19 protein-coding genes and 1 pseudogene are annotated in these 26,176 nt (G+C 69.2%); 5 read left to right on the plus strand and 15 right to left on the minus strand.

Annotated features, from left to right (window positions below; translation table 11 throughout):
• The first annotated feature begins 37 nt into the window (after window positions 1-37).
• Together ABD093_RS07340 and ABD093_RS07345 are read left to right on the plus strand one after the other, a co-directional pair.
• Window positions 38-1,630 (plus strand): GMC family oxidoreductase, encoded by a 1,593-nt coding sequence (locus ABD093_RS07340; RefSeq protein WP_193117905.1) that lies wholly within the window; start codon window positions 38-40, stop codon window positions 1,628-1,630.
• 300 nt (window positions 1,631-1,930) lie between these two features.
• On the plus strand, window positions 1,931-2,272 hold the full coding sequence (locus tag ABD093_RS07345; RefSeq protein WP_343923415.1) for a hypothetical protein: 342 nt from the start codon (window positions 1,931-1,933) through the stop codon (window positions 2,270-2,272).
• A gap of 72 nt (window positions 2,273-2,344) precedes the next feature.
• Here ABD093_RS07345 and ABD093_RS07350 read toward each other — a convergent pair whose 3' ends face one another.
• The 5 genes and pseudogenes from ABD093_RS07350 to ABD093_RS07370 all read right to left on the minus strand — a co-directional run bounded on the left by ABD093_RS07350 (window position 2,345) and on the right by ABD093_RS07370 (window position 6,824).
• The gene (locus ABD093_RS07350; protein ID WP_343923416.1) at window positions 2,345-2,884 is read right to left on the minus strand and encodes a DUF4411 family protein; all 540 of its coding nucleotides are present in this window, start codon (window positions 2,882-2,884) and stop codon (window positions 2,345-2,347) included.
• Window positions 2,884-4,038 (minus strand): ImmA/IrrE family metallo-endopeptidase, encoded by a 1,155-nt coding sequence (locus ABD093_RS07355; protein WP_343923417.1) that lies wholly within the window; start codon window positions 4,036-4,038, stop codon window positions 2,884-2,886. Before ABD093_RS07355 ends, ABD093_RS07350 begins: the two co-directional genes overlap by 1 nt.
• A gap of 134 nt (window positions 4,039-4,172) precedes the next feature.
• Window positions 4,173-5,111 carry a GIY-YIG nuclease family protein gene (locus tag ABD093_RS07360; RefSeq protein WP_343923418.1) on the minus strand — a complete coding sequence of 313 codons (939 nt, stop codon included), beginning with the start codon at window positions 5,109-5,111 and terminating at the stop codon, window positions 4,173-4,175.
• A pseudogene (locus tag ABD093_RS07365) lies at window positions 5,108-5,719 on the minus strand (type I restriction enzyme endonuclease domain-containing protein); the annotation flags it as partial. The pseudogene ABD093_RS07365 and the gene ABD093_RS07360, both read right to left, overlap by 4 nt.
• A gap of 181 nt (window positions 5,720-5,900) precedes the next feature.
• The gene (locus tag ABD093_RS07370; protein ID WP_343923420.1) at window positions 5,901-6,824 is read right to left on the minus strand and encodes an NADP-dependent oxidoreductase; all 924 of its coding nucleotides are present in this window, start codon (window positions 6,822-6,824) and stop codon (window positions 5,901-5,903) included.
• Between the two features lie 198 nt (window positions 6,825-7,022).
• On the opposite strand from ABD093_RS07370, the gene ABD093_RS07375 reads away from it, so the two are divergent.
• Window positions 7,023-9,734, plus strand: a complete 2,712-nt coding sequence (locus ABD093_RS07375; protein WP_343923421.1) for a lamin tail domain-containing protein — start codon at window positions 7,023-7,025, stop codon at window positions 9,732-9,734.
• A gap of 73 nt (window positions 9,735-9,807) precedes the next feature.
• Here the strand turns inward: ABD093_RS07375 and ABD093_RS07380 are convergent, their stop codons facing one another.
• Entirely contained in the window at window positions 9,808-10,131 is a 324-nt protein-coding gene (locus ABD093_RS07380; protein WP_343923422.1) for a hypothetical protein, read from the minus strand.
• Window positions 10,132-10,297: 166 nt separating this feature from the next.
• Between ABD093_RS07380 and ABD093_RS07385 the strand changes: the two genes are divergently transcribed.
• A complete protein-coding gene (locus tag ABD093_RS07385) occupies window positions 10,298-11,191 on the plus strand; it encodes an SDR family oxidoreductase (protein WP_343923424.1) in 894 nt (297 codons plus the stop codon).
• 94 nt (window positions 11,192-11,285) lie between these two features.
• Here ABD093_RS07385 and betC read toward each other — a convergent pair whose 3' ends face one another.
• From betC to ABD093_RS07400, 3 genes are all read right to left on the minus strand, one after another.
• Entirely contained in the window at window positions 11,286-12,878 is a 1,593-nt protein-coding gene (betC, locus tag ABD093_RS07390; protein WP_343923426.1) for a choline-sulfatase, read from the minus strand.
• The gene (locus ABD093_RS07395; protein ID WP_425546232.1) at window positions 12,875-14,884 is read right to left on the minus strand and encodes a BCCT family transporter; all 2,010 of its coding nucleotides are present in this window, start codon (window positions 14,882-14,884) and stop codon (window positions 12,875-12,877) included. The genes betC and ABD093_RS07395 overlap by 4 nt, the downstream gene beginning before the upstream one ends.
• A 228-nt stretch (window positions 14,885-15,112) precedes the next feature.
• Window positions 15,113-18,145, minus strand: a complete 3,033-nt coding sequence (locus ABD093_RS07400; RefSeq protein ID WP_343923428.1) for a laminin G domain-containing metallophosphoesterase family protein — start codon at window positions 18,143-18,145, stop codon at window positions 15,113-15,115.
• A gap of 565 nt (window positions 18,146-18,710) precedes the next feature.
• Here ABD093_RS07400 and ABD093_RS07405 point away from each other — a divergent pair.
• A complete protein-coding gene (locus ABD093_RS07405) occupies window positions 18,711-19,163 on the plus strand; it encodes a hypothetical protein (RefSeq protein WP_343923430.1) in 453 nt (150 codons plus the stop codon).
• A 223-nt stretch (window positions 19,164-19,386) separates the two neighbouring features.
• Here the strand turns inward: ABD093_RS07405 and ABD093_RS07410 are convergent, their stop codons facing one another.
• From ABD093_RS07410 to ABD093_RS07435, 6 genes are all read right to left on the minus strand, one after another.
• Window positions 19,387-21,384: a TRAP transporter permease gene (locus tag ABD093_RS07410; RefSeq protein ID WP_343923432.1), complete on the minus strand. Its 1,998-nt coding sequence runs from the start codon at window positions 21,382-21,384 to the stop codon at window positions 19,387-19,389.
• A gap of 1 nt (window position 21,385) precedes the next feature.
• Window positions 21,386-22,381 (minus strand): TAXI family TRAP transporter solute-binding subunit, encoded by a 996-nt coding sequence (locus ABD093_RS07415; RefSeq protein WP_193119602.1) that lies wholly within the window; start codon window positions 22,379-22,381, stop codon window positions 21,386-21,388.
• A 166-nt stretch (window positions 22,382-22,547) separates the two neighbouring features.
• Window positions 22,548-22,700 carry a hypothetical protein gene (locus ABD093_RS07420; RefSeq protein WP_193119277.1) on the minus strand — a complete coding sequence of 51 codons (153 nt, stop codon included), beginning with the start codon at window positions 22,698-22,700 and terminating at the stop codon, window positions 22,548-22,550.
• A gap of 205 nt (window positions 22,701-22,905) precedes the next feature.
• Window positions 22,906-24,573 carry an ABC-F family ATP-binding cassette domain-containing protein gene (locus ABD093_RS07425; protein ID WP_193119276.1) on the minus strand — a complete coding sequence of 556 codons (1,668 nt, stop codon included), beginning with the start codon at window positions 24,571-24,573 and terminating at the stop codon, window positions 22,906-22,908.
• 143 nt (window positions 24,574-24,716) lie between these two features.
• Entirely contained in the window at window positions 24,717-25,031 is a 315-nt protein-coding gene (locus ABD093_RS07430; RefSeq protein ID WP_193119275.1) for a 4a-hydroxytetrahydrobiopterin dehydratase, read from the minus strand.
• Window positions 25,032-25,235: 204 nt separating this feature from the next.
• Window positions 25,236-26,147: a class I SAM-dependent methyltransferase gene (locus tag ABD093_RS07435; RefSeq protein ID WP_193119274.1), complete on the minus strand. Its 912-nt coding sequence runs from the start codon at window positions 26,145-26,147 to the stop codon at window positions 25,236-25,238.
• Window positions 26,148-26,176 lie beyond the last annotated feature (29 nt).

Below are 26,176 nucleotides of genomic sequence, written 5' to 3' on the forward strand. Positions count from 1 at the left end.
CCACCTCCGTCCCCTCCGTCGACAGGAAGCTGAAGACATGACCACCGATGACCTCACCTCCGAGAACCCTCTCTCCGAATTCGACTATGTCGTCGTCGGCGGCGGCTCCGCCGGCGCCGCGCTGGCCTCACGCCTCAGCGAGGACGCGAGCATCGACGTCGCCCTCCTCGAGGCCGGCCCGTCGGACCTCGAGCACCAGGAGGTGCTGCAGCTCAAGCGCTGGCCCGAGCTGCTCGAGGGCGGGCTGGACTGGGACTACCCGATCGAGCCGCAGGAGAACGGCAACTCCTTCATGCGCCATGCGCGCGCGAAGGTGCTGGGCGGCTGCTCCTCCCACAACTCGTGCATCGCCTTCCATCCGCCGGCGGAGGACATGGACCAGTGGGAGCAGCTCGGTGCCGAGGGCTGGAACGCCGAGACGATCATGCCGCTGATCGCGCGGCTCGAGACGAACATGTCCCGCACCGGCGAGGGCCACGGCACCGACGGTCCCGTGCACCTCATGGACGTGCCGCCCGAGGATCCGGTGGGCGTCGCCCTGCTGGAGGCCTGCGAGCAGGCCGGCATCCCCACGGCCACGTTCAACGACTTCGAGACCGTCGTCAACGGCGCGAACTGGTTCCAGGTGAACCGGCAGGCCGACGGCACGCGGGCCTCCTCGTCCGTGTCCTACCTGCACCCGAACCTGGAGCGGGAGAACCTGCACGTCCTCACCGGTCTGCAGGTCATGCGGGTGCTCTTCGACGAGGAGCAGCGGGCCACGGGCGTGGAGTACATCGACAACGCCTTCGACCGCTCCTCGATCATGCACGCTCGGCGCGAGGTCATCCTCTCCGCCGGCGCGATCGACTCCCCCAAGCTGCTGATGCTCTCGGGCATCGGCCCGGCGGATCACCTGCGCGAGGTGGGCATCGAGGTGCGCGTCGACTCCCCCGGTGTCGGCTCGAACCTGCAGGACCACCCCGAGGCCGTGATCTCCTGGGAGTCCACCCAGAAGATGACACGCGAGTCCACGCAGTGGTGGGAGATCGGGATCTTCTCCCCCACGCAGGAGGGCCTGGACCTGCCGGACCTGATGATGCACTACGGTTCGGTGCCCTTCGACATGCACACCCGCCGTCAGGGCTACCCCACCTCGCCGGAGTCCTTCGCGCTCACGCCGAACGTCACCCACGCCCGCTCGCGCGGCACGGTGCGCCTGCGCACGATCGACTACCGCGACAAGCCGCGGGTCGATCCGCGGTACTTCACCGATCCCGAGGGCCACGACATGCGCGTGGCGGTCGCCGGTATCCGCAAGGCCCGCGAGATCGTCTCGCAGCCCGGCATGGACGCCTACCGAGGCCGAGAGCTGTTCCCCGGCGAGAACGTGCAGAGCGACGAGGAGATCGCGGACTACGTCTCCACGACCCACAACACCGTCTACCACCCCGCCGGCTCGTGCCGGATGGGCGCGGTGGACGACGACATGTCGCCCCTGGATCCGCAGCTGCGGGTCAAGGGCGTGACGGGCCTGCGCGTGGTCGACGGCTCGGTCATGCCGCAGCTGGTCGCCGTGAACCCCAACATCACCACGATGCTGATCGGCGAGCGCGCGGCGGAGCTGATCCGCGGCGAGCAGCAGAGCTGATTCGGCACATGCAGAGCGCCTGATCCTGCACCGATGAGCGCCCTGGGCACCGTGGAGGTGTCCAGGGCGCTTCTGTGTTCCCGCCGAGCACTGCGCTGACCTCAGCTTCGGCGTCCTCACTCAATCTGATGCCATCTTCCGGGATAGCAAGACTTATCAACGGTCGCAGCCGGGTTCTTTCGCCCGCTGTCGCATCATCAGATCGTGCGCCGCTCATCTGTCTGCAGCCACCGATCTTCTGCCCGCAGCACTCCCGATGAGGGCGTCACGCGGGACCGTCCCCCTTGTTGAAGGACACCCATGCATCTCACTCCTGATATGGCCGATTCGTTCGGCGACCGGCTCGAGCGCGACCTGATTCAGCACGGTCTGGTCTCGGCTCGGCCGGAGCTCGCCGACGCGATGGTCCCTGATGAGCACCGTCCGCTGCTGCGTATTCGCCGTCCCGGCGCTGGCATGCTCATCGTCGCGAGGGTCATCGAAGGGGCGGCCGCGCGCTGGGTGATCGGAGTGCCCGGCGAGCCCTCTCCGACGCTCCTCGACGCCGACTCCCCCGACGATGCCGTCGCGATTGTTCTCGCCGCCCTGGATGGGGCGAGTCGAGGACGTCACGGAAACAGCCCGGCCGACACCCCCGGATGATGTGCCCGATCTGCGCGCCAGCCAGTACGAAATGCGCCGAAGCCAGCGATGAACCGCGGGCACCTGCGAGCGTCATTCGAGACCTGGAAGAGTAGGTGCTACGAGGGCTCCGTCATCGAATGGTGCCAACGCGAGATGGAGGCTGGCACCGGTCGCACGCATCATGTCGAAGGTGTCGACGGTCGGAACGCCCATGGCGACACAGACGTCCGGGATCAGCACTCGCTTGCGCGCATTGGGCTTGGGCCTCTCATGCGTCGCCACGGTGAACCCGTGCTCCACCGCGAAAGCGATCAGCTGGAAGTCAGCGTCCTTTCCCGTGAACGCGTTGATGGCGGAAGGCCGGTATCCCTGCGCGGTGACCCAGGCCGTGAGCGCACCGAAATGAGTCGTGGTCCGTTGGTCGAGGGGACGGAAGAAGTCTCGATGAGCAGCGGCCCATCCGGTCAGCTCGTCGTCCCCGCGAAGGAGCTCGTCACGAACGGAGTCGATACTGCAGGTGACACCCTGCCGATGAGCCCGGTCCAGCCACTCCCAGAACCCCGGTGCGATGTCGAAGGCGTAGTACCTGTTCTTCGCCTCGATCAAGATGTTCGCGTCGACGAGGTACATCAACGGGCCCCGAGTTGGTCTGCGAGCCCTTCGAACGTGCTGTGCTTCGTCAGGCCGAGGAGCTGATAGGCGTCCCGGTATCGGGTGCTCCCCTCGTGGGTGCTCTCGATGACCGATCGAGCGAACTGCCGGCTCAGCCTCAGCGGCTGAGTGTTGTAGTAGTTCCCTCCCCCGCCGGCCTCACGCACCTCGGCGAGTTTGGCCAGGACTCGACGCTCTTCGTCGATGTACCGCGCACGGAAGTCGGCCCAGGCCAAGAATCCTGCATCTGCTATGCGACGCAGCACGACGAGCGTGCTGACGGAGAACTGGCGAGCGAGCTCGTCGAGTGCTTCAGGGGAGGCATCGCCCCGGTATTCCGCTCTCAGGAGGTCGACCGGCACCAGGAATTCCGCAGCGACATCGTTGCACCAGCGCTCCGTCGTGTTCACAGAGCGCTCAGCGACATTCGCATCAGAGAGAGCGCTGCCACCCAGCCAGAGATGCGCGAACTCGTGGATCAGGGTGAAGATCTGGGCCGCTTTGGTATCTGCACCATTGACGTAGACGAGCGGTGCGATCTCGTCTGCCAGGGCGAAACCTCGGAATTCTCCAGGATCCAGCACGCGATGAGTGTTCGCCCCGACGACCCCGCTCACCATCACGAGGGCACCGGAGGCCTCGATGCGGTCGACCAGTCGACGGAACGTCGCCGACCAGCTACTCACGGCATGTCCAGGGTTCGCGTCACCGAGGAGTACGTGCATCCGGTGCGCAACCGTCGCGGGAGCGTCCTCGATACTGACAGAGCCGATGTAGCCCACAGGGTCGAGGCCGTTCTCCGCTGCGAAGTCGCGGTACCAGTCCTGCCGTTCCTGGCAGAGGTAGATCGTGTCCAGGAGATCGGCGGAGGGCCGTCGGACCGCCGCGTCCTTGATCGTGCGCAGGTCCGGCATCGGCAACGGCTCGATGGGCGGCTCGGGGAGGAACAGCTGCCCGAACGGCGCATGGGTTGCGTGCGCGAACTTCTCCAGCTGCTTGAGAGTCGGCTGCCGTACCCCGGCAGTCCAGTCATCGAGCTGGGGGAATCGCTGGAGCGCCGTCTGCTCGTCCCAACCAGCTCGCTCGACGGCCCAGCGAAGGAGATCGGGCGCGATGTCGAGGTACACAGCCATCCTCTGTTGCCTCCCGTCTCGCGAATCCCTCTGGAGCTCGTGCTGCTCATGGTAGGGACTGGCGGCGCTTCACGGGGGCAGATGTGGACGACGTCGCAATGAGCCGTCCCGTTCCTTCGAGCCTGACGCTCACTTCACGTCTCCGCCTGGGACACCTCCCAGGCGCCATAGCTCATGCCGCTCTCTGCGACCCACTCGATCCGTCCGTTGGAGGTCGCTCGTCCCAGCACGACCGACGCTGCCGCCGACGGCGAGGAATAGACGAGGTCCTTCGTCAGTCGCGCCAGTGAGCCGTTCTCGAGCGGCACCGCGCTCTTCATCAACTCTCCGTGCTGCAGCGAGCGGTTCTCGAACTGCCTGGCCGTCGACTCCGACTGCTTTCCGGAGGAGCGCATCGCAGCGCTGACAACTGACCCCTCGAGCACAGTGAACTCTCCGTCGATGACCTGCGCCTGGGCGTCGATGCCCTTGGACGTTCTCAGCCGGAACTGCGGGCTGTCCACTGCCATGTCCTCCAGCCCGAGTGTTCCCTGCCCAGCAGTCTTCGACGGTCGCTCAGGGACCGATGCCGCGCGGCCGCGGAAGATGTCGTAGCCGAGAACGGGCATCAGGATGCGTACCTGCTCGATGAAGTAGTCCATGTCGGAGGCGTCGGCCTCCGGGAGCTCGGCACCGCCGGTAGGTCCTTGGACGTTCTCCAGGGAGACCCGGCCGACGGTCTTGGCGATCCTCACCAACCGCGATTCGAGGTAGCGGACGTGGGCACTGGTGAGGTTCGCATCCTTCGAGGTGATGATGGTGACCTCGTCCCAGAAGTCCTTCTTGGAGTCATGATCGACAAGGCGTTTGCCGACGTTGTCGCTCTCCCCGATGTAGGCGACGTCGTCACCCTCGGCGTTGCTGCCGAACAGGATGTAGATCCCGGTGCGACTGGCCTCGATGCGCTTTCGGATCTCGCCGAGTTCGAGCCGCTTGCCCCGGAGCACGTGCCCTGTCCAGTTCCCGATCTCGGCGGTCATCAGACCGCCGGGCTTGCCATCGACGAGGAACAGTCTCACCTGCTTGCCGTTCACTGCGTGGCTCCGTTCTCGGACTCGAGCTCTGCGGCGTACCGCGGAGCGAGCGACTCCATCTGGCTCATGACGTTCACGATCGCGTCCTTCTGCTGGTCCGGCGGGTACTTGTACTTCCGCAGCAGTCGCTTGATGGAGGAGCGCAGCTTGGCCTTGACGTCATCGCGCACCGTCCAGTCGGTGCGGATGTCGCGCTGCATGGTCGCCACCAGTTCGCGGGCGATCTGGGCGAGCACGTCATCGCCCATGACATCCATGGCCGAGGGGTTCTGGGCGACCACGTCGAAGAACGCGAGCTCGTCCGTGCCGAGGGGCGGGCTGAACTGCTTTCCGCGATCGGTCTCGAGGCTGACCTCCTGCGCCATCTCGATGAGTCGGGCGATGACCTCGGCGGCGGTGAGCTGCTTGTTGGTGTACTTCAGCATGAGTTCGTTGATGCGCTCGGAGAACAGTTTGGAGCGGACCTCGTTGCCGCGGGTCACGCGGGCTGCCTCCTCGAGGATGCTTGCTTTCAGCGCCTCGATCGCGAGCTGCGACTTCGACGGCTTCTTCGCCTCTTCGGTCCGTGCCAAGTCGAAGAAGTCCCCGTCGGACAGCTCATACTCGGGTGCCACCGCAAACCGGACGACCGAACGAGGCGGAAAGTTCCGCTCAGTGCGGACGTACTCACCCACTCCCACCTTCATCTACCCCGTACGTGGACGGACTGTCAGCGGTGGTCTCCCATCTCTCGGAAAGAACCACTGACTGCCGTGCCCGGAATCAGGGTGCGCTCTCAGCGCATGCGGCTCAGCGGGTGACGTCGATGAGCAGCTTCCCGTTCGCGGCGCCGGCCATGCTGACCTCGAAGGCCTGACCGGTGTCGGCGAGGGCGAAGGTGCGGTCGATCTCGACCCGCAGCGCACCGGCGGCGACCTTCTCCAGCAGGCTGCTCAGCCGCGCGCCGTCGGGACGCACCCACACCCAGTGCCCGCCGACCTCCTCGACCGAGGGATCGGCGATCGAGACGTGCCGGCCACCGTCGGCGAGCAGGGCGAGCGTGTCCTCCCGGACCCCGCCCACGAAGTCCGCGACAGCGCTCACGCCGTCGGGCGCGACCTCGCGGACCCGCTCGACCAGGCCCTCTCCGTAGGCCACCGGAGTGACGCCGATGGCTGTCAGCTTCTCGTGGTTCTGGGCGGAGGCGGTGCCGATCACGGTCGCGCCGATCGCGCGCGCCAGCTGCGCGGCGAGGTAGCCGACCCCGCCAGACGCTGCATGGATCAGCAGCGTGTCGTCTGCGGTCAGCTCCAGGGTCTCGAGGCTGCGCAGGGCGGTCAGGCCCACGAGCGGCAGCCCCGCGGCGGCGTCGACGTCCACCCCGTCGGGGATGGCGGCCACGGAGGTGGCGGGCAGGGCCACGAACTCGGCATAGGTGCCGCCGTGGATGATGTCGGTGCGGCCGTAGGAGGCGACGCGGTCACCGGGCGTGAACTCCGGGGTGTCCGGCCCCACGGACTCGACGACACCGGCCACATCCCAGCCGGGGATCACGGGGAAGATGGTCTCGATGAGCCCGTCCAGCCCGCCGGACATCACCTTCCAGTCCACGGGGTTCACAGAGACCCGCTCCACCCGGATCACGACAGCGCCGGGCGCGGCCTTCGGCATGGGGGCATCCCCCACGGACAGGGTGCTGGGGTCGCCGTATTCGGTGTAGGTGAGTGCTCGCATATCCGGGACAACTCCTCACCCTCCACGGACATTCCCTCGGGTCGCATGCGGGTTCTCACACGCGGGTCCTCGCGGCACGCGGGTGTCCGGTTCATGACGCCGCCCCGCCGGGTGACGGCCATCTGAGCGTCCCGCGCCGTTCATGCAGCGGTGATCGGATATCGAGGTCCCCGTCATGCCCCGATCAGAGGAGCGCCCGTGCGCCGCTGCCCCCGCACTGCCCGTCGAGCCTCCGCCCTCGCTCTCGCTGCTCCCCTGCTCGCTGTCCCTGCCGGTCTGGGTCTCGGCCTCACCTCGGCCTCCGCCGCACCGATCGACGACATCCGCGTCAGCGAGATCGAATCCTCCGGCGACGGCGCCGACTGGGTCGAGCTGGTCAACAACGGCGCCGAGGAGGTGGACCTGACCGGCTGGTTCCTGCGCGACGACAAGGACGACCGCGACTGGACCGTCCCCGCGGGCACCACGATCGCCCCCGGTGAGCGTCTGGTCCTCGAGGGCGAGGAGACCGACGGGGACGGCGGCTTCGACTTCGGCCTGGGCAAGGCCGATCAGGCGCGCCTGTACCTCCCCGACGGCACCACCGAGGTCGACGCCGTCGCCTGGGACGGGCACGCCGCGACCACCTACATCGTGGTGGACGGCGAACTGGTCACGTCCGCGGAGACCACCAAGGGCACCGAGAACTCCGCGCCCCTGGGCCCAGAGGACCCCGCCGATCAGGAACCGGCCGAGCCGGTCCCGGGTGACGGCTCGGTGGTCATCAACGAAGTCGTCTCCAACGCCGGCACACCGGACGACTGGGTGGAGCTGACCAACATCGGCGCCGAAGCCGTGGATATCTCCGACTGGTACCTGCTCGATGACGACGACACCAAGGAGCCCTCGGTGTTCGCCGGCGGTACCGTCATCGAGCCCGGCCAGTACGTGGTCGTGGATCGCGACGAGCTGGGCTTCGGGCTGGGCAAGGGGGACATGGCCCGCCTGTTCTCCCCCGCCGGCACGCTGGTCGACACCGCCGACTGGCCCGAGGACACCCACGCGACGCCGTCCCTGCAGCGCTGCCCGGACGCAGCCGGAGGCTTCGAGCTCAGCACGATCACCAGCAAGGGCGCCGCCAACAACTGCGCCGCCCCCGTGGTCATCCACGAGATCAGCTCGCAGGGCGAGGACTTCGTCGAGCTGCGCAACGTCGGCGACGAGCAGGCGGACCTGGGCGGGTACATGCTCAAGGACGCCGAGGACGACCACGCCTACGAGATCCCCGAAAGCACCACGCTCGAAGCCGGGGGCCTGCTCCTGGTCACCGGCGAGGAACTCGGATTCGGCCTGGGCGGCGAGGACGCGGCGCGCCTGTTCGCTCCGGACGGTGCACTGCTGGACGAGGCCTCCTGGACCGCGCACGTCTCCCCCAGCTTCGGCCTGTGCGAGGGCGAGCTCGTCACGCAGGCCAGTGCCACCCCGGGAGGGGCGAACGACTGCATCGAGCCCGAAGCGGCTGCGGCGCTGCCGACCTCTGGGGAGGTCGCCGTGCTGGATGGCGAGAACACCTGGGCCGAGGATCTCTCCGGCCTGGACGCCGCGATGATCGACGGCGAGATGGTGCTCTGGGCGTCCACCAACGACGCCGGGCAGATCTCCCGCCTGGTGGAGGGCGCGGGCGGCACCTTCGTCGGCTCCGAGGGCTGGCCCGCCGGTGGGATCCCTGCCCGCTTCCCCGGCGGCGAAGGCACCCCGGACGGCGAAGGCATCTCCTACGGTCCTGATGGCAAGCTCTACCAGTCGATCGAGCGCGACAACGACGAAGGCGGCACCAGCCACAATGCCGTGCTGCGCTTCGACCCGGCCGAGGGTGCAGACGCCGACGAGCTGGTCGCCGAGGCCGAGTGGGACCTGACCTCCGTGCTTCCTGCAACCGACGCCAACGCCGGCCTGGAGGCCATCGAGGTCGGTTCTGCGAGCGACCTGGAGAACCTCGGCGGGGAGGTCCCTGCGGGCGCGGAGGCCTACGCCTTCGTGGCGCTCGAAGCGACGGGCGACGTCTACGCCGTGGCACTCATGGGCGACGGCTCCACGGAGCTGGTCGCCACCCTCGCCTCCCCCTTCGACGGGGTGATGGCACTGGATCTGCAGGAGGCCACCGGCACGTTGTGGGCCTTCTGCGACGAGGCCTGCGAGGGTGAGTCGGTCACCTACGACCTGCGGGCCGATGAGGTCACCGCATCCCCGCGATACGCCCGGCCCGCGGGGATGGAGAACCTGGCCAACGAGGGCGTTGCGATCGCCCCCTGGGAGACGTGCACCGACGGGGCTCTGCGCCTCTTCTTCGCCGATGACGCGAACGCCGACGGTCATTCCCTGCGCGGCACGGAGCTGACCGGGCTCGACTGCGCGCCCGAGGACGACGCGGCTCCGGGAACGGGCGAGGACACGGATCCCGGGACCGGTGGCGAGACGGTGCCCGGGACTGGCGACGGGACGGAGCCGGGAACCGGTGGGGAGACGGAGCCGGGAACGGGTGGGGGGACCGACCCCGTCACCGGTGGGGAGCTCGACCCGATCGACCGCGGGGAGCCGCAGCCCGGTCACGGCGCGGGCGAGGATCCGGTGACCGTCGACGACACAGACCTCAGCGGCGTCCCGGGCGTCCCTGAGGACGAGTCGATGCCCACTGACAGCAACGGAGACCCCGGCCGCAGCGGCGACTCCGGGGAGTCCCCGTCGACCGGCGAGAACGCCGGCACGGACTCCTCGGGTTCAGCTCCCGCAGAGACGGCTTCGAGCAGCTCCGGAACTGACCCACAGCAGTCGCTGGCCCAGACCGGGACGGAGCTCGCCGGCACGGGCGCTCTCGCCCTCGCGGCCCTCGCCGCGGGCTTCTGGATGCTGCGCCGCAGCCGACGGGCCTGATCCCTCCGGGAGGGGCCGAGCACGGGATCTCGGTCCGCGCGGCATCCCGTTCAGCTGAGGGACGGCGCCTCTCTCACCGGTCGTCCTTCCCGTGCCAGTTCACCCGCATCGCGGCCTCGCTGCTCGCCATCCAGGTGGCGAAGGCGGCGGCGCCCAGGTCGAACGCGACCAAGCGGGAGTCCCAGCGTCCCTCTCCCCCGGCGACCCGTCGCGCCAGAGCGAGGCCCGCGAGCAGATTGGCCGTGCCCCACGCCGCGTTGATCCATGGCGCGGACTGCGCGCCCCCGATCGGTGTGAGGTGGCGGCGACCGGTCACCGCCGTGGCCAGGTGCGGGAGGCTGTTGGCGCACAGCACCCCCGCTGTGAATGCTCCGGCCCGTGCTCGTCGCGTTGTCATACGGTCAACGTATCGAGCAGTGGTGCCTGACGCCAGGGTGGGGCGGCTGCTGCCGCGGGGACTATGCGGCCGCACGACGGCCATGGTGCCGGGGCGAGGCCGAGCGTAGCCTCAGGAGACGGACGCCCTGCGATCCCGCGGGCGCACCTCTGGACCAGGAGCCGACATGACCCTCCACGAGGGCCGGACCTACGTCGTCACCGGTGCTGACAGCGGCATCGGTGCGCTCACCGCGAGCACCCTGCGGCGGCGCGGGGCCCGGGTGATCAGCTGCGGCCTCGGCCCGGACGTCGATGTCCGCGCAGACCTCGGTGACGACGCGGGCCGCGATCAGCTCGTCGACGGGATCCTCCGGCTCGCGCCGGGCGGCATCGACGGCCTGGCGCTGGTCGCCGGGGTCGCCACTGCCTCGACGGAGGCGGTCCGTGTCAACTACTTCGGGACCCTCGCCGTGCTCGCAGGCCTGCGGACGTCACTGCGCAAGAAGCCGACCCCGCGCGTCGTCGTGGTCTCCTCGGCGGCGTCCCTGTCGGCCGGGGACGACGCCGTCATCCGCGCCTGCCTGCGCGGCGACGAGGCCGCGGCGGTCGCCACGGCGGAGCAGCTCCTCTCCAGCGGGCGCGGCGGCGTGCTGTATCGATCCTCGAAGATCGCCCTGAACCGGTGGGTCCGCCAGTCGGCGACCGGCGAGGACTGGGCGGGAACCGGCGTGGTCCTGAACGTCATCGCTCCCGGGATCGTCGAGAACGACACGGTCCGGGAGACGCTGAGCGCCGATCCCCCGCAGGATTCTGCGCGGGACCGGGTGCTCAGCACCGCGCTCCCCCAGCCGCTCGGCTTCCCGGGTCCCGTCCAGGCGATCGCCGACGCCATCTCCTGGATGATCAGCGAGGAGAACTCCTTCATGGCCGGGCAGATCGTCTTCGTCGATGGAGGAGCCGACGCCACGCTGCGCTCCGACAAGCCCTACGCCGACGGGGTCCGCTACGGCCCGGTCGCCACGTCGAGGATGCTCTTCTGGGCGCTCAAGGCCCGGATGGGGCCCTGGCGCCGGAGCTGACGGCACCGGAGCCGACCGTGCACGAGCTGACCGCGCCGAAGCCGATGGCGCCGGCTCGACTGCTCCTGGCGGAGAGCTCCGGCAGCAGTCATCGCTACTGCTCCGTCGCGACGGGCTCCACGTCCCGGATCTGCCCGAAGGCCAGAGCCGACCAGAAGTCCCCGCGCACATAGCGCTGCTCGGGGTCGGGCTCGTAGTCCCAGTGGCGCACCCGGCCCTGCTGGAGCGCCATGGCGACCAGGCGGCGGCGAGCCTGGCTGGCCAGGATGTCCTCCTCGAGGGTGTCCAGGCCGTACTGCGCCATGAGCTCCTCGCGCAGGCTGCCGACGAGGTCAGCGTGCTCGGCGTCGGCGGCGACATTGCGCAGCTCGTGAGGATCGGCGACCAGGTCGAACAGCTGGTCGGGGTCACCGGGGCAGATCACGTACTTGTACTGCCCGCGCACCAGGGTCACCTGGGGGCGAAGAGTGCCCTCGGCGAGGTACTCCATGAGGATGCCGCGGTCCTCGGGGCCGGCCGCGCCGCTCGCCTCCCGGCGTGCGGATTCCAGCAGCGAGAGCCCGCGCCGGGTCTCGGCAGCGCTGGACCCTGGTGAGGCACCCTCGGCGACGGGCGCGGCGGCCTCCTCCGGGGCGCCTGCCAGCTCGAGCAGGGTCGGCATCAGGTCCAGCAGGGAGACGGGGTTCGCATAGCGCCCGCGCTCGACCAGGTGCTCCGGACCGTGGAGGATCAGCGGCACGCGCGCGGACTCCTCATAGGGCGACATCTTGTACCACAGGCCCTTCTCCCCCAGCATGTCGCCGTGGTCGCTGGTGACCACGATGACCGTGTTCTCCAGCAGCCCCAGTGACTCCAGCCGCTCCTGGATCCGTCCCACGTGGTCGTCGATGTAGCTGACGGCCGCGTAGTAGGAGCGACGGGCACGGGCCACCTCTGCGGCGGTGGTCTCCCGCTGGTCGAAGCCGCTCATCGCCCGCAGACGGTGGGTGTGCGGGTCCTGGGAGGCGTCGGGCACCTCCGGGTGCTTCGGGGCGGGGATGTCGCCCTCTGCGAAGCGGTCCCAGTGCTCGCGCGGCGGCTCGTACGGGTCATGGGGGTGGATGAAGCTGGTGACCATGAGGAAGGGGATGTCCTCGCCGGCGGCGCGGTTCGCCCGCACCCGGTCGTTGAGGTGGCGCAGGGTCCGGAAGCCCACCTCGTCATCGAAGTCCTGCTGGACCGTTGCCTGGGAGACCCCGGCCGTGTGGACGGTGTCGGCGTCGTGGTACCACTGCAGGCGGTCGGCCGGGTCCCGCTGCCAATCCGGGACCATGTCCAGATCCGCCGGGTAGACGTCGGTGGTCAGGCGCTGCTCGAAGCCGTGGTGCTGGTCGGGACCGATGAAGTGCATCCGGCCCACCAGTGCCGTGTGATACCCGGCGGCGCGCAGGTGGTGGGCGAACGTCGGGGTCGAGGCGGCGAAGTCGTCGCCGTTGTCGTAGCAGCCGAGGTCCGAGGGCATGCGCCCGGTCATCATCGACGCCCGCGAGGGGGCGCACAGCGGGGTGGTGCAGTAGGCCCGGTCGAACACTGCGCCGTCCGCGGCCAGGGCGTCCATATGGGGGGTGCGGGCGGCGTCGTCCCCGTAGGCGCCGAGCGCCTGCGCCGCCATCTGGTCAGCTTGGATGATCACGATGTTGGGTCTCATGACCGTGCTCCGTTCTGCTCGGCCCCGTCGGGGCCGGTGCGGTCGGTGTCGTCGGTGTCGTCCGCGGTCGTGTCGTCGGTCTCCGGCTCCCAGCCGTCGGCCCATTCGCCGGTCGCGAAGTCGAAGCCCACGGGTTCGCCGTCCTCGTCGGTGCGCTGGTACCAGTCGGTGTAGTCGGCGTGCGTGGAGTCGACCCCGGCGCCGGCGCCCTCGCCCGGCTCGGCCTTGACGACCTCCAGCCGGAAGTCGTCGTCGTACCGGTCCACGCCGTCCACGACGGCGTTGCTCACGGCGGCCTCGGCATACTCCTGGCGCAGGGTGTGCGGATCACTGCGCAGCTCACGGACCCAGGCCACGATGATCAGCAGCATGACCAGGGCGAAGGGCACCGCCGTGATGATCACCAGCGACTGCAGCCCCTCCAGGGCGGTGTCGCCGCCCAGCAGCAGCATGACCACGGCGATCCCGCCCATCACGATGCCCCAGAACACGACGATCAGCTTGGGCGGGTTCTGACTTCCCCGCGTGGTGAGGATGCCCATCACCACGGAGGCGGAATCTGCTGCGGTGACGAAGAAGATCGCCAGGATCGCCATGATCAGGATCGGAAGGAACCCGGAGAAGGGCAGGTTCGCCACCATCGAGAACAGCACCTCCGCCGGCTTCACCGAGTCCATCTCGCCCAGCTTCCCGTCGCGATACATGGAGATCGCGGTGCCACCCATGATCCCGTAGGCCACGAACAGCAGCGAGGAGGGGATGAGGATGACGCCGAGCAGGAACTGGCGGATCGTGCGACCCCGGGAGATGCGGGCGATGAAGATGCCCACGAAGGGCGACCAGGAGATCCACCAGGCCCAGTAGTAGACGGTCCAGGCGGACTGGAACTCCAGCGTGTCCGAACCCCAGGAGGCCGAACGCGCCATCATCTCGAAGAGGGAGCCGATGTACTGCATGACGCCCGAGGGCAGCAGGTTCAGCAGGAACAGCGTCGGGCCGAGGATGAACAGCATCCCGGCGAAGCCGATCGTGAGCACGATGTTGATGTTCGAGAGGTAGCGGATGCCGCGCGAGACCCCGGAGACGGCCGAGATCACGAAGCCGACCGAGAGGACCGCGATGATCAGGATCATCGCGGTGTTGGTCAGCTCCGAGGCACCGGAGACGATCACCACGCCCTGACCGATCTGCAGCACGGCGATCCCGAGTGCGGCGGCGGTGCCGAACAGGGTCGCGATGATCGCGAAGATGTCCACCAGCTGGCCGGCCCAGCCCTCGGTGAGCCGCTTGCCGAACAGGCGCTCGAAGATCGAGGACATCAGCAGGGAGCGCCCGCGCCGATACGCGGCGTAGGCCACGGCACCGCCCACCAGGGCGTACATCGCCCAGGCATGGAAGCCCCAGTGGTAATACGTCTGCGCGAGCGCCTGATGCAGGGCTTCGACTGATTCGGGATCGTTCGTGAGCGGCGGCGGGGTGATGAAGTACGTCAGCGGCTCGGAGGGCCCCCAGAACATCACACCGATACCGAGGCCGGCGGCGAACAGCATCGCGACCCAGGAGAAGGTGGAGAACTCCGGCTTCTCCCCGTCCTTGCCCAGCGGGATCTTCCCGTACCGGGAGAAAGCCAGGATCAGCAGGGCGACCAGCACCACCGTGGCGACCGCGTTGAACAGCCACCCGAGATGAGCCATGGTCCAGCCGTAGGCGATGTCCGCGACCTCGCCCACGCCCGCGGGATCGACGATCCCCCAGATCACGAAGGCCACCGTGAGGACCCCGGCGACACCGAAGACGAGCTTGTCCACGCTGTAGCGGCGACGCTGGTCGTCGATGGCGATGCCCGGCACGAGAGCCGGATGGATGTCATGGGGGTACTTCGGTCGCGCGTAGTCGATGCTTCGCAAGAGCTCGCCGCCGCGCCGGCCCGGCCGCGTCCCGGGAGCGGGTCGTTCTCCGGGAGAGGGTCGTTCTCCGGGAGTGGGCGGCTCGTCCTCGGTCTTCACGATGGAACTCCGTTCAGGCTGGGGTCAGGGATCCGGGCGGCCGACGGCTCGTTCAGCGGGCCGGCACGATCGAACGCACCCGACGAGGACTGATCAGGAGGGACAGTCGGCCCTACCCGACCACCCACTCTAGCCGTGGGCCTGCTGGACACGGCCCGACGGAAGCTCGGACGCAGCAGGGCGCCCGGCCTGAACCCGGCCGGGCGCCCTGCTGGCGCGGTGATCCTCTCAGGGGGTCGCGCCACCCGTTTCCGTGGCGGTGAAGACGCTGGACTGGACGATCCCGTCCGTCCCGTCGGCCGCTGTCCCGTCGGGCCCCGTCCCGGCTCCGGCGGCGAGGGCTGCCGTGCGCAGCTCCTTCGGATCGATCGCCCGCGAGGCGTCCTGGGTGATGGCGTACCAGCCGTACGGGGCGCCCTCGTCGAGTCCGTCCCAGGCGGCCGTCGCCGGCTCTCCGGAGGCGTGCGTGGCCTCGCCGATCAGCCGGTCGCTCGGGGTCAGACCCATCACGGTGTCGGTCCGGAAGGTCGTGGTGCGGCCCTCGAACTGCACGGGCAGGCGGAAGTCGTCCTCGTGCCCGTCGTAGCGGCCCTTGGTGTCGTACTCGGTGGCGCCGAACTCGTCGAGCTGCGCCGAGTAGGTGTCCACCGCGACTTCGCCGCGGTCCAGGTCGAACTGGAGCAGGCGGAAGAAGGAGGCCCCGAACTGCAGGCCGGTGTCCGCGTCATAGCCGCGCATCCCGTCCAGCCCCATCTGCTCCGCGCTGACCTCGTAGAACTGGTAGTCGGCGAGCAGCTCGACCACGTTGTTGCCGGGGGTGCCGACGTCCTTGCGCACGCTGATGCTCACCCCGTGCTCATGCCCGGACAGCACCAGTGCGATGTTGGGGTGCTCGGCCAGGAGCTGCTCGCGGATGATCTGCCCATCCTTCGAGAACGAGCCGCCGCGACCGTCGGCCGCGTCGCTGGGCTTGTTGTACGCGTGGGTGAGGATGATGGCGTTGCGCGTGGGGTACTGGTCCAGGATCTCGCTCGCCCAGGCCGTCTCCTCCTCCGTGACCGAGTAGCCGAGGTTGATGGCGATGAAGTCGCGGCCCGCGGCGGTGAACAGGTTGTAGCTGTTCTGGTTGTCGCCGGGCTTCCACGGGTGGTACTCCGCCCCGGCCTCCTTCCAGGAGTCCGTCTGCGCGAGCGCCTCGTACCGTTCAGGCCCGAAGTAGTCGTTGTAGAGGCTGTCGGGGCCCACATCGTTGCCGCCGCGGTTGTCGTGGTTGCCCGGGATCACCGAGTGCGGGATGCCGGTGTCCTCGAGGATCTCCTGCGTCTCGGAGGCGAACTCGAACTCCCGGATCGCGACACCGCGGTGCTCGGCGTTCGTGTTCCAGTTCTCGATGACGTCCCCGGTATGGGCCACGTAGGCGAGCTTGTGCTCCTCGCCGTGCTCGGCGACCCACCGGTAGGAGCCCTCGTACGCCTCGGCCCAGACCTCCCGCTCCGTCGTCGAGGGACGCCCCGCGGCACCCTCGGAGAGGTACTGGGTGTCGGTGATGTGCATGAGGGAGAAGTCGAAGCTGTCCGGGTCCTCGAAGCCGTCGCGGATCGGCTCGTCGAGGTCATCGGCGAAGGGATCGGTGCCCAGCACGAGCGCCTTGATGGTCCCGCCCGAGTCGTGGTGCGCGGCGGCCGACGCGCTCAGCTCGACCTGGCCCTCGCCGTCGCCGCGGGCGGTGTCGGCCACCTCGTAGCTGCCGGTCTCGGTGTTCAGCAGCAGCAGGCGCACCTCGCGGGAGGGGTCGACCTGTCCCTGCCACAGGACGTCCTGACCCTCGGTGGTGAACGGGATGTCGGTGCGCAGCGCGGGGACCTGCTCGCTGACCGGTGCGTCGAGGAGCTGGTCGTCGGCCGGGTCCAGTGCGTCCTCGACCGCGGCGGCGTCCTGCAGCTCGACGTCCCCGGCGACGGTGCCGTCGGCGGCGATGACGGCGGGGTCGATGACGCCCTGCTCGACGTTCGTCGCCGTGGTCACCTCGCCCTCGAGGAAGGAGGTGTGCAGGTCCCCGCCGCTCGGGTGCTCGGCACGGGCCGACAGCTGGGCGCTGCCGTCGGCGTACTCCTGGGTGGCGCCGCCGGCCGTGGGGATCGAGGCGGAGGTGAAGGTGCTCGACCCGGAGACCTCGCCGCCGAAGGCGTCGGTGCCCGTATAGGCGATGGTGTGCTCACCCTCGCGCAGGCCCTGGCCGATCTCGTCACCGAGGGCGACGCTCTCCCCGTCGAGCGTGAACGAGAGCGGAGCGGCCAGCAGCTCCTCGTTCCCGACCGCACCGGCAAGGACCGTGGGGGCGGTGAGCTGCGCGTCCGGGACCGGGCTGCCCAGCTCGAACGTGACGTCTCCCTCAGCGCGGTCCGCGAAGGTCTGCGCGTACCGTGCGGTGATCTCGTCGGCGTTCAGCGCCCGGCTGTAGATGCCGGCTGTGGCGAGGGAGGTGGTGCCGTGGAACTGAGGATTCCCGCTGCTGTTGGTATCCGCGCCGAGGAAGAACTGACGCGCGCTCTCCTTCGGCGGGGTGATCGAGCTGCCCTTCGTGGGGGTCTCGGCGACCTTCTCCCCGTTGAGATAGAGGGCGACGGTCTTCCCGTCCCAGACACCGGTCGCGTGGTACCAGACCCCTTCCTGGACCTCCACCCCGGTGCCGTAGTAGGTGCCGTCCACGTTGACCACCATCTTCAGCGTGGACCCGTACGCGGTCAGCGAGTAGCCGCCCGCCTCCTTGGCACCGCAGAAGTTCCCGGTCCCCTCGGACTCGCCGTCGCTCAGGCCGCCGTCGAAGCGGACGGTGCACTCCAGGGTGAGGGCCTTCGAGGTGGTGTCGAAGCCGTCGGCGTAGTCATAGCGCAGGGCATTGGTGCCGTCGAAGGCGGCGACCTTCCGTCCCAGAGCAGTGTCCGCGGCGATCTCGGGAGCGGCGCCGAATCCGGTGACGGTGCGGTCCTGCGCGCTGTCCGCGGTCGAACCGGAGGCGAGGTCGACGTCGAGCACGTCCGGGGTGGGTGCCTCGACGGCCGGTTCGGGCAGCGGCGCGCGCTGCGGTGCCGCGCCGGCGGTCCCGGGCTCGGCCGGTGCAGCGCCGGCGGTCCCGGGCTCGGCCGGTGCGACGAAGGGGGCCGACGGGAGTGCCGGAGCGGCCGCGGAGACCACGGGGGTCATGCCGACGGCCACAGCGGCGGCGAGGGTGAGGGACAGGGTGCGCCAAGAGGAGGGCACAGGGGGCTCCTGAGGTAGGGAGGAGTCGCGGACGCCCGCACGCTAGGGAGCCTGGCGGTCACTTCTGTACCGTTCTGCCGAACGCTGAACGTCCAGCAGATGTCCACTCGATGGCCCCGAACTGCTGTGTGCCTACCGCAACGAAATGCCGAACACTGCAGGTCAGCGCGCCGTTGCCAGTGAGCCGCCTCCTGTTGGGCTGTGCGTCATGACGAACCTGGCGCGGTCGTCGTAGGGCGCCGAGGTGACACCCCCGACCGACGCGCCGATCCACTCCACGAGAACGTCCCACCCACGTCACGAATCAGGGGAATCGGCGGCCAGGGGCCCATCGCCCACCACCGCCCGCGCCACCGACCACGCCACCGCCCTCGGCATCGGCATCGGCATCGGCACCGGCATCGGCATCGGCACATTTGCCCGTCACGCGCCACCGCCGTCGGCACCCAGCGCCCAGCGCCCAACGCCCAGCGCCCAGCGCCCAGCCGAACGGTCAACGCCCCGAAGCGACGCGCCGATCCATTCCACGAGAACGTCCCACCCACGTCACGAATCAGGGGAATCGGTGGCCCGGAGCCCAGCGCCCACCATCGCCATCGCCATCGCCATCGCCATCGCCGCAGCCACCGGCACCGGCACTCGCACTCGCACTCGCACTCGCCCCAGCACCAGCACCAGCACCAGCACCAGCACCCGCACCCGCACCCGCACCCGCACCGACCGTGCCGACCGTGCCGACCCCGCCGCAGAGAATTCCTTTGACCCTGGGCAGGGACCCGGCCACGCTGTGAACATGGGGCAGGCACAGGGATTCGAGTACGCGACGCGTCGCGACGGCGCCGTGGTGATCACCCATCACGGCACGGTGGCCGCCGTGCTGCGCGGGAGGCGTGCGGAGCAGTTCCTCGACGAGGCGGCGGGCGATCCGCAGGGGGCCATGGCCCGCTGGACCGGGAACTACCAGCACGGCAACGAGCGCACCGCGAAGCAGCACCCCCGCAACCGGACCCGGCACTGACCCTGCCCGCGATAACCCTGCCCGTGAGACCCAGCCCGCGAAAACCCTGCCCGTGACGACAAAGGTGCCGCCAAGTTGGAACCTTTTGCGTCGCGGGAGCTGCGCGCATGCAGTCCGTCACGTCGGCGGCGACATCGCCCGAACGTGGCCCTCTGCGATGCGGTCCGCTGCGACAGGAAGTCGCCCGGGATCCGATGCCGTCGGATCCCGGGCAGCTCCGCGGTCAGGCGGTGGCCACCGCCGGCCCCGGGGTCTCCGAATCGGCTCGGCGCCGGACCAGCTGGAGCACCACGGCGATGGCTGCGAGCACGAAGCCCACCGCAGATACCGCGATCGAGGGATACACCATCAGCACACCCCCTACGATCAGCAAGGTGCGGTCCAGCGCTCTCCCCCGGGCCACGAGGAACCCCGCCAAACCTCCGGCGATCGCTGTCATCCCGAGGATCACGGTGATCAGAGCCGGGATCAGCTCGCCGATGGTCCCCTCGAGCAGCAGCGCCGGTTCGAGGACGAACACGAACGGGATGAGGAAGCCGGCGATCGCCAGCTTCAGTGCCGTCACACCGGTCTTCAGCGGGTTCGAGTTCGCGATGCCGGACCCCGCATAGGCCGCGAGACACACCGGCGGCGTGATGTCGGCCAGGATGCCGAAGAAGAAGACGAACATGTGCGCCGAGATCAGGGGGACGTCGAAGTTGTTGTAGAGGATCGGTGCGGCGACGGTCGCGGTGACCACGTAGTTGGCGGTGGTAGGCAGGCCCATGCCCAGCACCAGGCTGACGATCATCGTGAAGAACAGCACCAGCAGGAAGTTCCCCTGCGCGAGGTCGATGACGGCGTTGCCGAGGCGCCCGCCCAGGCCGGTTCCGGTCACGGTGCCTGCGACGATGCCTGCCGTGGCGCAGGCCGCGATCACGGGGAGCGCGGTGCGCGCGGCCGCCTCGAGGGTCTTGATGATCCCGGTGAACGAGAGTCGCGTGGACTTGCGCGCGAAGCTCAGCACGAAGGCGACGCCGATCCCCCAGAGGGCGGCGCGCGCTGGAGAGAACCCGGACAGCATCATGTAGACGATGACGATCAGGGGCAGGATCAGGTCGATCCGCGTGATCAACGACTTCCACGTGGGCAGCTCGGAGACGGGCAGGCCCTTGATCCCGGTGCGCTTGGCCTCGAAGTGCACCGAGAGGAATGCGCCGAGGAAGTACAGAGCCGCCGGGATGATGGCGATGATGATGATCTCGTTGTACGGGATCCCGGTGTACTCGGCCATGATGAACGCGGCCGCGCCCATGATCGGCGGCATGATCTGGCCGCCGGTGGAGGCTGTCGCCTCGGTCGCCGCCGCGAAGTGAGGCTTGAAACCGGCCTTCTTCATGATCGGAATCGTGAACGAGCCCGAGGCGACGGTGTTGGCCACCGACGACCCCGAGATCATGCCCTGCAATCCGCTGGCCGCCACGGCCGCCTTCGCGGGACCACCGGTGAAACGGCCCGTCGCACGGAAGGCCAGGTCGTTGAAGAATGCTCCGATGTTGGTGCGGATCAGCACGACGGCAAACAACAGGAACAAGAAGATGAAGGTCGAGGAGACTTGGATGGGCGTGCCGAAGATGCCGGACCGCGCCGTGAAGAAGGTGCCGACGACGTAGTTCTCCCACGACTGCCCGACGATGAGCACGGCGTAGCCGATCGCCGCCAGGGCGATCAGCACGATCGGAAGCCCGACACAGCGCCGGGTGGCCTCCAGGACCAGCACGATGCCCAGGGTCGCGATCACGTAGTCGAGGTCGCGGAACCCCAGGATCTGCACCATATTGCTGGTCAGGTGGTCGTAATCGACGACGATGAAGAGGTTCACCGCCAACGCGACCACGGCGAGGATCAGGTCGTACCAGGGCACGCCGCGCCGGGTCAGGGAGAGCCGTTTGCTGGCCGGATACAGCAGGAAGATGATCGACGTCGCACCGCCGAGGTGGATAGCCCCCTGGATCAGCGAAGGACGAGATCCGAACAGACCGGTGTAGAGGTGGAACAGGGTGAGGGCGACCGACAGGCCGCCCACTCCCCATGCCCACACCCCGAGGTTCATGCGGAACCGGCTGGCGGTGTCGTGCTCGCGAAGCACCTCCTGCGCATTCTTCTCGGCGTCAGCCACCTCGGCGGGGGCGGTCGCCGGCTCCGTGGACCGCGGCTCCTTCTCGTGGTCTGCCGAGCTCATCTCAGAGGAGTCCCTGTTCCTTGTAGTACTTCTCGGCGCCCGGGTGCAGCGGCACGTCGCCCTGACCCGAGAGCGCGAAGTCGTGGTTGATCAGACCGCCCTGGGGCAGGGTGATCTCACCGGCGTGCTCGAAGGTGGCGGCCGTGATGTCGTAGCCGACCTCGGGGCTCACCTGGGTCATCGAGGCGATCAACGTGGCGGCCACGGACAGGGTGACCACGGGCTCCTCCAGGAAGTCGTACGCATCGGGCTCGATCGTGTAGACGTCGAAGGAGCTCTCGCTCGCCACCTCCTCGGCCTTGTCCTGGTCCATCGAGACGAGCTGCACGTCATTGGTCGCCGCCAGGTCGCCGAGGGAGCCCGTCGGAGTGCCCACCACGAACACAGAGGCATCGATGTTGTTGTCGCGAAGGAGGTCCAGCGAGCTGGCGAAGTCCTGCTCGAACGCCTCGTAATCGCCTTCTTCGATCCCGTAGACGCTGAGGATCGCGTCGGAGACGGCGCGTGTCCCGGATCCCACGTCGCCGACGGCGATCCGCTTGCCCTTGAGGTCCGCCGGGCTCTCGAGCCCGTTGCCCGCGAGTGTCACGATGTGCGCGGCCTCGGGATAGAGGGCTGCGATCCAGCCGATGTTGTCGACCTTGGCACCCTCGAACTCCCCGGTGCCGGTGACGGCGGTCTGGGCGGTGTCGCTCTGGACGATCCCGAGCTGCCACTCCTCCTGGAAGATCATGCCGATGTTCTCCACCGAGGCACCGCTGTCGGTGTAGTTCACCGTCAGCCCCTCGATGTTGTCCTCGTAGATGGTGGCGTACTCGCCGCCGAGCGGGTAGTACACACCACCGGTGCCGCCGGTACCGAAGGTCAGATCGGTGACGAAGTCACCCTCACCGCCTCCTCCGCCGGTGCCGCCCTCGTCCTCGCTCCCGCAGGCGGCGAGCAGTCCGAGCGCCGCGATGGGGCCCAGCGTGGCGAATGTCCGTCGTCCGATCCTCATGGGTCTTCTCCTCAGTGGGTCATGCAGGAACGAGGGGAACGGTCAGGTCCTTCAGCAGCTTCCTCACCGCATTTCCCTGACCGCCTCGTCAGTGATAGTCGATCACATCACGGTTCCTCTGCTGCGCCCCCCTGTTTCCGCTGGGTCACGTCATAACATTTCGGACTCATTCCCCCAGCACACACGGTCCGCCGCGCACGAGCTCGCCGGGCACGAGCTCGCCGGGCACGAGCTCGCCGGGCACGAGCTCGCCGGGCAGGAGCTCTGCCGTCACGAGCTCGCCGGGCAGGAGCTCTGCCGCCACGAGTTCCGCGGGCATGGGTTCCCCAGGCGTGGTCACGGCCACCGGACGGCGTCGGTCCGACCAGTCGACGAGATGCACCGTCCTGGCGGCCTGAAGCCGACGCATCCCCACCGCGGTCGAGAGACTCGGCAGCGAGAGACTCGGCAGCGACCTGCCCGCGACGATAAAGGTGCCGCCGAGCTGGCACCTTTTGCGTCGCAGGAGCTGTGGGCCGTGAGCCTCAGCCCTCCCGCACCTGCCCGCCCTCCACCTGCCAGCTCCGGTCGGTATTCACCGTCTGGAGCATGCGCCGATCGTGCGTGACCAGCAGCAGCGTGCCGTCATAGCTCTCCAGCGCCTGCTCGAGCTGCTCGATGGCCGGGAGGTCGAGGTGGTTGGTGGGCTCATCCAGCACCAGCAGGTTGACGCCTCGGCCCTGCAGCAGGGCGAGGCCGGCGCGGGTGCGCTCCCCCGGGCTCAGTTCGTCGACCGGGCGGCCGACGTGATCGGCGCGGAGCCCGAACTTGGCCAGCAGGGTGCGCACCTCCGCAGGCGACATCTCCGGCACCTGCGCCTCGAAGGCTGTGGTCAGCGGCCGGTCCCCGGCGAGCAGGGAGCGGGCCTGGTCGATTTCCCCGATCTGCACGCTCGCGCCGAGCGCCGCCGTGCCCTCATCCGGAGCCCGATGTCCGAGCAGCGCTCGCAGCAGCGTCGACTTCCCGGCACCGTTGGGACCGGTGATTCCGATCCGCTCCCCGGCATTGACCTGCAGCGAGACGGGCCCGAGGGTGAAGTCCCCCTGCCGGATCACGGCGCCGGACAGGGTGGAGACGACGGAGCCTGATCGCGGCGCGGCCCCGATGGCGAACTCGAGCTGCCACTCCTTGCGGGGTTCCTCGACCTCGTCGAGCCGCGCGATCCGGCTCTCCATCTGCCGCACCTTCTGCGCCTGCTTCTCGCTGGACTCGCTCGAGGCCCGGCGCCGGATCTTGTCGTTGTCCGGCGCCCTCTTCATCGCATTGCGCACGCCCTGGCTCGACCATTCCCGCTGTGTGCGCGCGCGGGACACCAGATCGGACTTGGTCGCCGCGAACTCGTCGTACTTCTCGCGGGCGTGGCGGCGCACCGTCGCGCGCTCCTCGAGGAAGGCGTCGTACCCACCGCCGTAGACCCGGTTGCTGCTCTGGGCGAGGTCCAGCTCGAGCACCCTGGTGACGCAGCGGGCGAGGAACTCGCGGTCATGGCTGACCAGCACCACCCCACCGCGCAGGCCGCGCACGAAGGCCTCGAGACGCTCCAGCCCGTCGAGGTCGAGATCGTTGGTGGGCTCATCCAGCAGCACGATGTCGAAACGGCTCAGCAACAGGGCGGCCAACCCCACGCGGGCCGCCTGCCCACCGGAGAGCGAGGTCATCAGTGTCTGCTGCACATCGGTCCGGGCGAGCTCCAGGCCGAGATCGGCGAGCACCACCGGGATCCGTTCCTCGAGGTCCGCGGCGCCGCTGGCCAGCCACCGGTCCAGCGCGGTCGCGTAGACGTCGGCCGGATCGGGACCGCCGGATCCGGAGGGCGCCGGTTCGGCGAGCGCCGCAGCGGCGGCGTCCATGTCAGCGGTCGCCTCTGCGCATCCGGTGCGGCGGGCGATGGACTCGGCGACGGTCTCACCGGGGACTCGTTCGTGCTCCTGCGGCAGCCATCCCACGAAGGCGTCGGCCGGGGACAGGGAGACGGTCCCCTCCTGCGGGGCATCGACGCCGGCGAGCAGGCGCAGCAGCGTGGACTTCCCGGCGCCGTTCGCACCGACGATCCCGACGACGTCACCCGGCGCGACCGTCAGGTCGAGGGCGTCGAAGAGGGTGCGGTGGCCGTACCCGCCGGCCAGGCCGTGGGCGACGAGGGTTGCGGTCATAGGCCGATTCTCCCACCGCGTGTGCGGTGGACCTGCCAGGGCCCGGGCCGGGTCGACGAGTGCCAGGACACGTCGTCAGGACAAGATCCGCCGAGAGAGGAACTCAAGGTCGCCGACCGGCCCGTCACGTGGTGGGCCCGACGTCAGGACCCGTCGACCGAGACCCCGAGCGTCGCCGCGTGCTCGGTGATGGTGCGCGCCAGGTCCAGATCGCGACTGGTGATCCCGCCGACGTCATGGCTGGACAACGTGACGCCCACGGACGGGTAGGTGAGGGTGAGATCCGGATGGTGATCGGCGGCCTCCGCCGAGGCGCCGATCCGGTTCACGAGGTCCAGGCCGGTGGCGAAGTCCCCGGTGGAGAACTGCGCGGCGATCGTGCCCTCGACCTGGCGCCATCCGGTGAGGCCGGCGGCGTCGATCTCGGACGGGGACAGTGTCTGCTTCGGATCCGTCATGAGCCCATCGTGCCCCGGCAGCCGCACCGGGTCCACCGTCCTGCTGCGGTCAGCGCGCCGGGAGCGGACTCCGCCGGCGCTCAGATGTCCGCGCCGGCGCAGACCTCACGGGCTCCACAGGCTCCACAGGCTCCAAGGACCTCACCGGCCTCACGGGCATTACCGGCTTTACGGACCTCACGGACCTCACGGACCTCACGGACCTCACGGACGATGCGTCGTCCAGAGCGTCCTGGTGCCACGGATCCAGAGCTCGCCGAGCTCGCGCACGCTCCCGGCGCCGTCTCCGGCGAGCGCCCGCAGCGTCTCCTGGTCCTTCTGCTCCAGGGACGGGAGCGCCCGCGCGCCGATCCGCTGCAGCTCGAGTGCGGCGTACTCCCCCGCCGGCCCGTCGGCCGCTGCGTGGAGATCGGTGACCAGGCTGTCCGTGTGCGGAGCCTCGAAACCGGCGGTCGCTATCTGCTCGGTCCAGTCCGGATGATCGGCCGGGGTGCCGCCGCCGGCTGCCCGCACCTGCTCCTCCCAGCCTGCGAGCTCCGCGGGGAGCACCCGTGGCGCGGCGTCCATCTCTAGAACAGCCAGCAGGCCGCCGGGCCGGAGCGCGGCGAAGAGGTTCCCGAAGGCGGCGTCGGGGTCGGAGGTCTCGTGCAGGGAGGCGGACGCCCAGACGACGTCGGCCGAGCCGAGATCGTCGTCGGGCGCGGCGATGTCAGCGCGCCGGGTCGTGACCCGATCCCCGACCCCGGCGGCCTGGGCGCGGTCGCGGACCTGGGACAGCATGTCCTCGGAGATGTCGACGGCGACGATCTCGGCCTCGGGGAACCGGTGTGCGAGCGCGATCGTGCCGGTGCCGACGCCGCTGCCGATGTCCAGCACGCGCCGCACCGGGCCCTCGGCGACCTCGTCTACCCGGGCGGTCGCCGCCGCCAGCATGTCGGCGTGCACCTCGGCGTCGAGCTCGAGCAGCCGCCCCAGGATCGAGCCGTGATCGTGTGCATGGCCGTGGCCATGGGCGTGGGGCGGGCCGTGGTCGTGCGCCGGGCCGTGGCCAGGCACAGCGCCCTGTCCACGATCGGAGTGCGGGCGATCCGGGGTCGGGCCGGGGTACGTCGACATCCTCGGAGTCTAGCCACCGGCGTGTCGAG

It is taken from the genome of Brachybacterium tyrofermentans, from assembly GCF_039526165.1.
GTDB classification, from domain to species: Bacteria; Actinomycetota; Actinomycetes; order Actinomycetales; family Dermabacteraceae; genus Brachybacterium; species Brachybacterium tyrofermentans.